The sequence below is a fragment of the Sphingobium sp. HDIP04 genome (assembly GCF_000445085.1).
GTDB lineage: Bacteria > Pseudomonadota > Alphaproteobacteria > Sphingomonadales > Sphingomonadaceae > Sphingobium > Sphingobium indicum.
The window spans coordinates 1-10,000 of sequence record NZ_ATDO01000119.1 but is presented as its reverse complement, the minus strand read 5'-3'; the positions used below and the strand labels follow the sequence as shown (position 1 = coordinate 10,000).

General features: G+C 64.8%; 10 protein-coding genes (1 of these 10 cut by a window edge). 5 read left to right on the top strand and 5 right to left on the bottom strand.

Annotation, left to right across the window (positions count from 1 at the left end):
• Nucleotides 1-1,435, top strand: the 3' portion of a protein-coding gene (locus L286_RS42715) for a lipopolysaccharide biosynthesis protein (protein WP_025161030.1). 53 nt of this gene lie to the left of the window's left edge; only the last 1,435 of its 1,488 coding nucleotides appear in the window; its start codon lies off the left edge, out of view; its stop codon occupies nucleotides 1,433-1,435.
• Nucleotides 1,436-1,441: 6 nt separating this feature from the next.
• On the opposite strand, the gene L286_RS42710 is transcribed toward L286_RS42715, so the two are convergent.
• Entirely contained in the window at nucleotides 1,442-1,870 is a 429-nt protein-coding gene (locus L286_RS42710; protein ID WP_007689239.1) for a CBS domain-containing protein, read from the bottom strand.
• 74 nt (nucleotides 1,871-1,944) lie between these two features.
• Here L286_RS42710 and L286_RS42705 point away from each other — a divergent pair, with 74 nt between their 5' ends.
• Nucleotides 1,945-2,244, top strand: a complete 300-nt coding sequence (locus tag L286_RS42705; protein ID WP_007689240.1) for a hypothetical protein — start codon at nucleotides 1,945-1,947, stop codon at nucleotides 2,242-2,244.
• Nucleotides 2,237-2,614 (top strand): acyl-CoA thioesterase, encoded by a 378-nt coding sequence (locus L286_RS42700; RefSeq protein WP_007689246.1) that lies wholly within the window; start codon nucleotides 2,237-2,239, stop codon nucleotides 2,612-2,614. The genes L286_RS42705 and L286_RS42700 overlap by 8 nt, the downstream gene beginning before the upstream one ends.
• Nucleotides 2,615-2,719: 105 nt before the next feature.
• On the opposite strand, the gene L286_RS42695 is transcribed toward L286_RS42700, so the two are convergent.
• The 4 genes from L286_RS42695 to hisS all read right to left on the bottom strand — a co-directional run bounded on the left by L286_RS42695 (nucleotide 2,720) and on the right by hisS (nucleotide 7,182).
• Nucleotides 2,720-3,502 (bottom strand): DUF4167 domain-containing protein, encoded by a 783-nt coding sequence (locus L286_RS42695; protein WP_021223910.1) that lies wholly within the window; start codon nucleotides 3,500-3,502, stop codon nucleotides 2,720-2,722.
• Nucleotides 3,503-3,819: 317 nt separating this feature from the next.
• A complete protein-coding gene (gene prmC, locus L286_RS42690; protein ID WP_025160793.1) occupies nucleotides 3,820-4,647 on the bottom strand; it encodes a peptide chain release factor N(5)-glutamine methyltransferase in 828 nt (275 codons plus the stop codon).
• 118 nt (nucleotides 4,648-4,765) lie between these two features.
• On the bottom strand, nucleotides 4,766-5,857 hold the full coding sequence (gene prfA, locus L286_RS42685) for a peptide chain release factor 1 (RefSeq protein WP_020820672.1): 1,092 nt from the start codon (nucleotides 5,855-5,857) through the stop codon (nucleotides 4,766-4,768).
• Nucleotides 5,857-7,182: a histidine--tRNA ligase gene (gene hisS / locus L286_RS42680; RefSeq protein ID WP_020820671.1), complete on the bottom strand. Its 1,326-nt coding sequence runs from the start codon at nucleotides 7,180-7,182 to the stop codon at nucleotides 5,857-5,859. The genes prfA and hisS overlap by 1 nt, the downstream gene beginning before the upstream one ends.
• Nucleotides 7,183-7,334: 152 nt before the next feature.
• On the opposite strand from hisS, the gene L286_RS42675 reads away from it, so the two are divergent.
• Nucleotides 7,335-9,254, top strand: a complete 1,920-nt coding sequence (locus L286_RS42675; protein WP_025160794.1) for a M61 family metallopeptidase — start codon at nucleotides 7,335-7,337, stop codon at nucleotides 9,252-9,254.
• A 41-nt stretch (nucleotides 9,255-9,295) separates the two neighbouring features.
• A complete protein-coding gene (ppa, locus tag L286_RS42670) occupies nucleotides 9,296-9,838 on the top strand; it encodes an inorganic diphosphatase (RefSeq protein ID WP_007689259.1) in 543 nt (180 codons plus the stop codon).
• The last annotated feature ends 162 nt before the right edge of the window (nucleotides 9,839-10,000 follow it).

The window sequence follows — 10,000 nt, the reverse complement described above, 5'->3', positions numbered from 1 at the left end:
GAGCGCGATCCTCTGGCGATCGGGCAGCCAGATCGTGGCGCAGATGCTGAGCTGGGTCGTGACATTGGCGGTGATTCGGCTGCTCGATCCCGCCGATTACGGCCTGTTCGCGATGACGCAGGTGATCCTGAACTTCGCGACCTTCCTCAACGGCTATGGGCTGGTGAGCGCGCTGGTGCAGTCGGAGACGGTCGAGACGCACAAGCTGCGGCAGGCGTTCGGCATCATGCTGCTGCTGAACGGCGGGCTCGCCCTGGCGCAGCTTGCGGTCGCGCCGCTGGCTGCGGCCTATTATGAGCAGCCCATGGTTGCGGACCTGCTGCGGGTGCAGGCGCTGCTCTATCTGTCCACGCCCTTCATCTCGATTCCCGAAGCGATCATGGGGCGGGCGATGGATTTCCGGCGGCCCGCGCTGGTCAACCTGATCGCGGCGGTGGCTTCGGCGGCGGTGGCGCTGACGGGGGCGCTGTTGGGCTGGGGCGTGTGGACATTGGTGTTCGCGCCGATCGCGGGATTCTGGGTCAAGGGGATCGGCTATGTGCTGGCGACCGGGTTCATGCCCATTCCCAGCTTCGATTTTCGCGGGACCGGGGCGATGGTGGCCTATGGCGCATCGCTGCTGGGCGGGCAGTTGTTCTGGATCGTGCAGAGCCAGGCCGACATCTTCATCGGCGGGCGCGTGCTGGAGCCGCATCAACTGGGCCTTTATGCCGAGGCCCTGTTCCTGACGCAGATCTTCGTCAGCAAGTTCATCCCGCCGCTGAACGACGTGGCCTTCCCAGCCTATGCGCGGATGCAGAAGGATCCGTCGCGAATCGCCTGGTCCTTCTGCAAGGCGGTGCGGCTGCTGCTGCTGATCAGCTGCCCCGTCTATTTGGGGATGGCGGTGACGGCGGGGCCGCTGGTGGAGACGCTGTTCGGCGCCAAGTGGCGGGACATGGCGCCCTTCGTCGCGATCCTGGCGCTCTCCATGCCGTTCATGACGTTGCAGGTGATGTTCGCGCCGGTCAGCAATGCGCTGGGCCGGCCGGGGACGACGGCGCGGGTCGCGGCAGTAGGCGCGGTGCTGATGCCGGCCGCCTTCCTCATCGGGATTCGATTCGGGGCGATCGGGCTGGCCTGGGCATGGCTTTTTGCTTTTCCGATCCTCACGCTGATCACTGCCCGGCTGGCGGGCGCGCCCATGGGCTTGCGGCTGATCGACCTGGCGCGGGCAGCGGCGCCGGGGCTTGGTTGTTCGCTGTTGATGGCGGCGGCGGTGATGGCAGTCGACCGCCTCCTGCCGCCTCTCGCCGCGCCGATTCGGCTGGGGATATTGGTGCCGGCGGGCGGGCTGGCCTTTCTGGCCGCGCTGATGCTGTGCGCGCGGGGGACGCTTATGGAACTGGTGGCGCTGGTAACGCGGCGGGCGCCGCCGGTGGAGGCGCCGGCCTGAGACGGATCAGGCCGTCTGGATATAATCGCGCAAGGCGGCTGCTTCGGATTCTATCGAATCTATGCGGAACTTCACCAGATCGCCTATCGACACCAGCCCCACCAGCGCGCCGTCGACCACGACGGGCAGGTGCCGGATGCGCCGTTTCGTCATCAGCGACAGGCAATGGTTGACAGGCGTCCGGTCGTCCGTGGTGATGGCCGGGGCCGTCATGATCTCCCCCACCGGGCGGTCCAGCACCGCCGCGCCTTCCTGCGCCACGCGATAGGCCAGGTCGCGTTCGGAGAAGATTCCCACTACCTCGCCGTCGTCCACCACCGGCACGCAGCCGATCCGCCGCTGGGCCAGCAACCGCACCACGGACAGCACCGTGTCGCTCGATTGCACCTGGACGACATCCTGTCCCTTGCGTTGCAAAATCGCCGCGATCGTCATGGTCCGTCTCCCTGCCTGTCGACTAAATGCCTCAGTCCCTTGATGATCCCACTTTCACGGCCCAAAGGAAAGGGATGACGCGCAGACAAGCTCTTGACGATCCGGAGATAGCCAGGGTCGCGTGGCGGCGGTTCCGCCGCATCATGGCGTGGATGGCGCTGACCGGCGCGCTATGCGTGGGGGCGGCGCTGCTCTTTCTGCGCTGGTGGGCGGGGCCGATGCCGATCCACATGGTCATCGCGACGATATTGGGCGTCTGGTTGACGTTCATGCTGGGGACGGGCCTGATGGCCCTGGCATTTCTGTCCAGCGGAACGGGACATGACGAACAGATCATCGACCGCATGAAAGACGAGGTTCCCGACAATGACTGACCAAAGGGGCGAAGTGGTGTTGCGCGTGATGCCGCGCATGGCGGACATCAACAGCAACGGGCATATTTTCGGCGGATGGGTGTTGAGCCAGATGGATATCGCCGGCGGCATCATCGCCGCCCGGATCGCACAGGGGCCGGTCGCCACGGTGGCGATAGAGAGCATGACCTTCATCGCCCCGATCCTGTTGGGCGACATCGTGTCGGTCTATGCCCATGAGGAGCGGCGGGGGCGGACGTCGGTCGCCATCCGGATCGACGTGGTCGCGACGCGGGGACGGCAGGGAAGGGAGGTGGGGCTGACGAGCGGCCTGTTCACCTTCGTCGCGCTGGACGAAAATCATCGGCCGCGTCCGCTGCCCCCCGCCTGATCCGGCAGGGCCGAACGAAAGCAAAAAGGGAACGGCGCGACGGCGCCGTTCCCTTTTTGCTTTCGTCGGCCCTATTCCCGCCCGCTCCGGGGCAGGATCGGAGCCTTATTCGGCCGCTTCAGCAGCGGGCCGGGCGCGGCGGGTCCGCTTGCGCGGCGCTTCGGCGGCGGCGTCCGCATCATTGTCGGCGCGCGCGATGGACGGCGGCAGCACGGCCAGGTCCAGACCGCCCTGCCCTTCCTCCTTCGTCGCCGCCTTGCGCGGGCGACCGCGGCGGGCGCGGGGGGCATCCGCCTCGGACTGGCTTTCCGGGGCCGGCTGAACGGCGGCAACCGGCTCGGACGCGGCTTCGGCCTGCCGATGTTCCGCGACTTCCTCGCCTGCAGCTTCCTCTACCGAAGGACGATCCCGGCGCCGTTCGTTGCGGTCATTGCGGTCCCGCCGGTTGCGGTCGTTCCGACCTTCGCGATAGTCGCGCTGCTCGTCCCGCCGGCGATCGAAATCCTGCCCGCGGTCGGTCGCCTGATCGGCGCGCGCGTCCTCGCCCGCTTCGTCGGCGGCGTCGAAATCGTCGAAACTGTCGTCGAAATTCTCGTCCCGGGGGCGGAAGCGCTGCTGCTGCTCCTCCTGCCGGGCGCGGTTGTCGGCCAAGACGCGGAAATAATGGTCGGCGAATTGCAGATAATATTCCGCATTGACCCGATCGCCCGCCATCTGGGAATCGCGCGCCATATTCTTATATTTTTCAAGAAGCTGGGCCGCATTGCCGCGTGCGCGACTGTCGATCCGGTTGCCATTGTCGCCGCCGCCCCGATTGCCACCGTTGGGCCGGCCATTATTGTTGTTCCGACCGCGATTCCGGCGACCGGCCTGCCTGTTGTTGATCAAGAGCTGATCCTTGCGTTCACTTTGCCATCATTCACGGAAAAACACTGTTCAGTCGCATCCTTCAGCACGGCCTGACCATCAGGCCGGATAAGGCTCCGCCAGGCAGGGGCCGAGCGATCGGCCTATGCCCTTGACCTGCCAGAGGCGCCTGCGCAGCAGCGCCGTCGTGACTTTGAAGGAGCGGGAAAACGGCCTTTCCTTGTCGCGGCCCCACGGGGCAGATCCTCAGGATAGTGCCGTCCCTAAGCTCCATGTAGTGGCTTCCCCGCCATAAACCAAGCAATTTTAGCTTGTGCGGCCGCAAATCCTTCGTCGCGTCAGGCGGATGGGGCCAGGGTCGCGACCAGGCAGCGGTCATGACCGGCGAGATCGCGGCGCACCGCCACGCTAAATGCTTGATCGGCAAGCAGGGCGGTGACGCCGATCCGCTGGTCATAGCCGATTTCGATGGCGGCCATCCCGTCCGGCGCCAGCAGCCGGGGCAGCATCGGCGCGATCCGCCGATAATCGTCCAGCCCCTCCGCGCCCGCGAAAAGCGCGCCTTCGGGTTCATGGAGGACATCGCCCGACAGCGCGGCATCGCGGGCGATATAGGGCGGATTGATCAGGATCAGGTCGAACGGGCCGTCCACTCCCTCCGCCCAGTCGCCTGTCCGGAAATCGGCGCGTCGGCTGAGGCCCAGGCGATCGGCATTGCCCTGGGCGACCGCCAGCGCCGCCGGTGAAATGTCTATGCCCGCGCCGCTCGCCCGCGGCCATTGGCTGAGCGCGGCGAGCAGCAGCGCGCCCGATCCGGTGCCGAGGTCGAGGATGCGGGCAGGACTCCGCGTGCCGAAATGGTCGATGGCGGCCTCGATCAGCGTCTCGCTGTCCGGGCGGGGGATGAGGACGTCGGGCGTGACGTGCAGGCTGATCGTCCAGAAATCGCGCGCGCCGGTTATATAGGCGATGGGTTCGCCGGTCAGGCGGCGGTCGATCAGCGCTTCGAAGCCGGGCGGGACGCTGAGGTCGCGCTGGCGCATCAGCAGCTCGTTGCGGTCGATCCCCAGCGCATGGGCGAGGAGCAGTTCCGCGTCGAGGCGCGGGGTCGCGCTGATGGACGTGAGGCGGGTGGTTGCCTGACGCAAGGCTGGAGCGACCCCCATATTTGTCATTCCCGCGAAAGCGGGAACCCATCTCCAGACGCTGCACCAAGTCGCAACTTATGGGAGATGGATTCCCGCCTACGCGGGAATGACGGATGGTGTTGAGAGGGCGACGGCATCACGCCACGCCATCCAGTTGGGCAAGGCGAGCGGCTTCGTCCTCCGCCACCAGCGCGTCGATGACTTCGGCGAGGCCCGGTCCTTCCAGGATTTCGGGCAGGCGGTGCAGGGTCAGGTTGATGCGGTGGTCCGTCACCCGGCCTTGCGGGAAATTATAGGTGCGGATGCGTTCGGAACGGTCACCGGAGCCGACCATCGCCTTGCGCGCGCCCGCCTGTTCGCTCTGGGCGCGTTCGCGTTCCGCTTCGTAGATGCGAGCGCGCAGCACCTGCATCGCCTTCGCCTTGTTCTTGTGCTGGGATCGTTCGTCCTGCTGCGTCACGACGATGCCGCTGGGCAAGTGCGTGATGCGCACGGCGGAGTCGGTGGTGTTGACATGCTGGCCGCCCGCGCCGGACGCCCGGTAGATGTCGATCTTGAGGTCGCTGTCGGCGATCTGGACGTCGACCTCCTCCGGTTCCGGCAGCACCGCGACGGTGGCGGCGGAGGTGTGGATGCGGCCGCCGCTTTCGGTGACGGGGACGCGCTGGACGCGGTGGACGCCGCTTTCGAACTTCAGCTTCGCAAAGACGCCGATGCCGGTGACGCTGGCGACGACTTCCTTGTAACCCCCGACTTCGGAGGCGTTGGCGGAGATGAGTTCCATCTTCCACCCCTGCGCGTCGGCATAGCGTTGATACATGCGGAACAGGTCGCCCGCGAACAGGGCGGCTTCGTCGCCGCCGGTGCCTGCGCGGATTTCCAGCATGGCCGGGCGGGCGTCGGCGGCATCCCTGGGCAGCAATTGCAGCGCGAGGGCGCGTTCGGCGTCGGGCAACCGGCTCTTGATCAGTTGCATCTCTTCCTGCGCCATTTCGCGCATCAGCGGATCGGCATCCGCATCCTCGCCGCCCGCCATATATTCCAGCGCGCTCAGTTCCTGGCGGAGGCGGCGGACCTCATGGGCGGCCTTGGCCACCGGCTCGATCTCCGCATATTCCTTGGACAGCCGCACGAACTCCTCCGGCGCGAGGTCGGCACGCGTCATCGACGCCTGCACCTCGTCCCGGCGCGCTTCGATCTGCGCGATGCGTTCGGCGGAGATGTGCATTAGGTATGGCGGCTCAACGAATTTTCGGCGTCTGGGTCATCATGGCCAGATATTGCAGAGTATTCTGGCGGCAAAGCGCCTAAAATGCTCAGCAGTAACTCAGTGGCTTTTGTCGAATCCCTCGAAATATGCGTGAGATTGAGGCTGTTCCGATTTCGATTACCATCCCGAACGAAAAGGATTGCTTCCGATTCAACCTTTTTCGCTAGTTCGATCCGCCGTTTGGCATTTCCCCGAAATGCAATACTGACGATTTTACCTGCGCGCCTCAGGTGAGAGGCAATTCTGACAGCCTCATCTTCCAGCTCTGGCCGCTCCGGAACAATGGCCACGGTCGGCTTTTCAAGTTCCGGCATATCCACCAGCATCGCCAGCCGCTCGATCCCCGCCGCCCAGCCGACCGCCGGGGTGGAGGGGCCGCCGAGATTCTCGATCAGCCCGTCATAGCGCCCGCCGCCCAGCACCGTGCCCTGCGCGCCGAGCCGGTCGGTGATGAATTCGAACGCGGTGTGGCGATAATAATCCAGGCCGCGCACCAGACGGGCGTTGCGTTCCCACGCCACGCCCGCCGCGTCGAGGCCTGCCGTCACCTTTTCGAAGAAGCTGCGCGCTTCGTCGGTGAGATAGGCGTCGATGTCCGGCGCGCTGTCCGCCACGGGACGGTCGCGCGGGTCTTTGCTGTCGAGGATGCGCAGCGGATTGCGGTGCAGGCGGTCGATACTCTCTTCGGAAAGCTGGTCGCGATGCGCCTCGAAATGCGCCACCAGCGCGGCGCGCCAGGCTTCGCGGCTCGGCCCGTCGCCCAGCGTGTTCAGGTTGAGCGTCACGCCTTCCGATATGCCCAGTTCGCGCAGCAACTGGTCGGCCAGCACCAGCAGTTCCACGTCCGCGCCCGGCTCGCCCGCGCCGATGATTTCGGCGTCGAGTTGGTGGAACTGGCGGAAGCGGCCCTTTTGCGGGCGCTCGTAGCGGAAGAGCGGGCCGTGGGTCGCCACCTTGAGCGGCGCATATTGCTGCCAGCCTTCGGTGATGTAGGCGCGGGAAATGCCTGCGGTGAATTCCGGGCGCAGGGTGATGCTGTCGCCGCCGCGATCATCGAAGGTGTACATTTCCTTGGAAACGACGTCGGTGCTTTCGCCCAGCGACCGCGCGAACACCGCCGTCGATTCGAAGACGGGCACCTCCACCCGCTGGAAACCGTAGAGCCTGCGCACCCGGTCGAAGGTCGCGACGACATGGGCGAAGCGTTCCTGGAACGCTTCGTTCGTGCCGCCCAGCATGTCCTGCGTGCCGCGCACCGGGCGCGGGGTTTCGATCTTCGCCATGGGGCAGCGCCTTTAACGATAAAGACGCGCCAAGGAAACGCGCTTTTTTATCGTAAAATATCCCAAGAAGAGTTGGGGGTGGACGAGAGCGGAATGGCTCGCCATGCTGTTGTTATACGGTCGTTCGGCCACACCCGTTTTCGGAGATGTTCATGATCCGCAGCCTTGCTGCCGCCCTTTTCCTTTCCACGGCCATTTCGGGACCGCTGATCGCGCAGGACGCGATCCGGTCCAGGCCCGTCGCGCTGCCGGTCGACAATGCCGCGCCCACCCCCAAGGATGTCCCCTATCCCGGCGGCACCATCAGGCTGGAGGTCGACGCCACCGACACGGTGCAGCGCATCTTCCGCGTGAAGGAGACCATTCCGGTCGCCGCTGCCGGGCCGATGACGCTGCTGATGCCGGAATGGCTGCCGGGCAATCACGCACCGCGGGGGCAGATCGAGAAGCTGACCGGCCTGACCTTCACCGCCGACGGCAAGCCGCTGGCCTGGAAGCGCGATCCGCTGAACGTCTTCGGCTTCGTGATCGACGTGCCGCAGGGGGTGAAGCAGGTCGTCGCGTCCTTCCAGTTCCTGTCCGCCACCCAGCCCAATCAGGGCCGCGTCGTCGTCACGCCCAAGATGCTGAACATCCAGTGGGAGTCGGTGTCGCTCTATCCGGCGGGCTATTATACGAGGGCGATCCCGATCCAGGCGACCGTGACCTATCCCGACGGCTGGCAGGCGGCGACGGCGCTGCGCGGCAAGAAGACGGGCCCTACCGTCGCCTATGAGACGATCGATTATGAGGCGTTGCAGGATTCGCCGGTCTTCGCGGGACTGTATTTCAAGCCGGTCGATCTGGGGCATGATGTGACGCTGAACATCGTCGCCGACGATGCCGACGAACTGAACGCCAAGCCGGACCAGATCGCGAAGCACAAGAAGCTGGTCGATGAGGCGGGCGCGCTGTTCGGCACCTATCATTTCGACCATTATGACTTCCTGTTCGCCATCACCGACGAGATGGGCGGCATCGGGCTGGAGCATCATCGTTCTTCGGAAAATCAGGTCGAGCCGGGCTATTTCAAGAAATGGGGCGATGGCGCCGCGCTGCTGGACCGCAACCTGCTGCCGCATGAATTCACCCATAGCTGGGACGGCAAGTTCCGCCGTCCTGACCTGCTGTGGACGCCCGATTTCAACGTGCCGATGCAGGATAATCTGCTGTGGGTCTATGAAGGGCAGACGCAATTCTGGGGCTATGTCCTGGGCGCGCGGTCCGGGCTGTTCTCCAAGCAGGAGACGCTGGACGCCTATGCCCATATCGCGGCCAAGCTGGACACTGCGCGGGGACGCGAATGGCGGCCGATGGAGGACACCACCCATGATCCCATCATCTCCGCCCGGCGGCCCAAGGGCTGGTCGAGCTGGCAGCGGTCGGAGGATTATTATAATGAAGGGCTGATGATCTGGCTGGAGGCGGACGCCATCATCCGCCAGCAGACAAGCGGCGCCAAGGGCCTCGACGATTTCGCCAGGGCGTTCTTCGGCATCAATCCGGGCGACTGGGGACAGGTCGTCTATAATCGCGGCGACGTGATCAGGACGCTGAACCAGGTCGCGCCCTATGACTGGGCGGGATTCTTCCAGAAATATGTCGACGGCACGACGAAGGAGACGCCTAAGGGCGGCTTCACGCTGGGCGGCTACAGGCTGGTCTATGGCGATACGCCGGGCGCCATCACCAAGGCGGCCGAGGGGTCTGGCAAGTTCACCGACCAGAGCTTCGGCATCGGCCTGATCGTCAAGAATGACGGCGAGATCAGCAATGTCGTCTGGGACAGCCCGGCCTTCAAGGCGGGGCTGGCGATTGGTTCCAAGATCGTCGCGATCAATGGCGACGAATATTCGGGCGACGTGTTCAAGGCGGCGATCAAGTCCGGAAAGCCGCTCCAGATCATACTTAAGCAGGACAAATATTATCGCACTTTGAGCCTCGCTTATTCCGGCGGCCTGCGCTATCCGCGCCTCGAAAAAATGGGAGAGGGTGAAGGCAGCCTGGACCGGCTGCTGAAACCGAAAACATAATCGCCCGCAACGACCACCGCGTTTACAGAGGCTTATAGTCCATGAATATCGAACTGATCCCGGTCGGCGACGATCCGCCCAACAGCCTGAATGTCATCATCGAGGTTCCGGTGGGCGGCGAGCCTGTCAAATATGAATTCGACAAGGCTTCGGGCGCGCTGTTCGTGGACCGCATCCTGCATACGCCGATGCGCTATCCGGCCAATTACGGCTTCGTGCCGCATACGCTGTCGCCCGATGGCGATCCGCTGGACGCGCTGGTCATCGCCCGCTCGCCTTTCGTGCCCGGTTCGGTGGTGCGCGCCCGTCCCATCGCGGTGCTGAACCTGGAAGACGAGGCCGGCGGCGACGAGAAGCTGGTCTGCGTTCCCGACAACAAGACCTTTCCCTATTATAGCGACGTCGATGAAAAGGACGACCTGCCCGGCATCGTGATGGAGCAGATCGAGCATTTCTTTACCCACTACAAGGATCTGGAAAAGCAGAAGTGGGTGCGGATCGGCACCTGGGGCGGTGCGGAAGACGCCAAGCGCATCACCCTGGAAGCGATCGAACGCTACAAGGCTGGGAAGCAGGCCGCCTGAAGCGCTGCGCGATGCTGAATGAAGAAGGGGCCGCGCAGACGATCTGCGCGGCCCCTTCTTCCTATATGCGGATGGCCCAGGGCAGGCTTTTCCGCACGATGCTCTAGGGTGTGTGGGGATTCAGCCCATGGCGGGCTGCAAATAGCGGCTTTCTCCGCTTCC

Coding starts and splice junctions, on each gene's coding strand:
- L286_RS42710 (WP_007689239.1), bottom strand. CDS start 1,870: ATGACGATCGCGGCGATTTTGCAACGCAAGGGACAGGATGTCGTCCAG.
- L286_RS42705 (WP_007689240.1), top strand. CDS start 1,945: ATGACGCGCAGACAAGCTCTTGACGATCCGGAGATAGCCAGGGTCGCG.
- L286_RS42700 (WP_007689246.1), top strand. CDS start 2,237: ATGACTGACCAAAGGGGCGAAGTGGTGTTGCGCGTGATGCCGCGCATG.
- prmC (WP_025160793.1), bottom strand. CDS start 4,647: ATGGGGGTCGCTCCAGCCTTGCGTCAGGCAACCACCCGCCTCACGTCC.
- prfA (WP_020820672.1), bottom strand. CDS start 5,857: ATGCACATCTCCGCCGAACGCATCGCGCAGATCGAAGCGCGCCGGGAC.
- hisS (WP_020820671.1), bottom strand. CDS start 7,182: ATGGCGAAGATCGAAACCCCGCGCCCGGTGCGCGGCACGCAGGACATG.
- L286_RS42675 (WP_025160794.1), top strand. CDS start 7,335: ATGATCCGCAGCCTTGCTGCCGCCCTTTTCCTTTCCACGGCCATTTCG.
- ppa (WP_007689259.1), top strand. CDS start 9,296: ATGAATATCGAACTGATCCCGGTCGGCGACGATCCGCCCAACAGCCTG.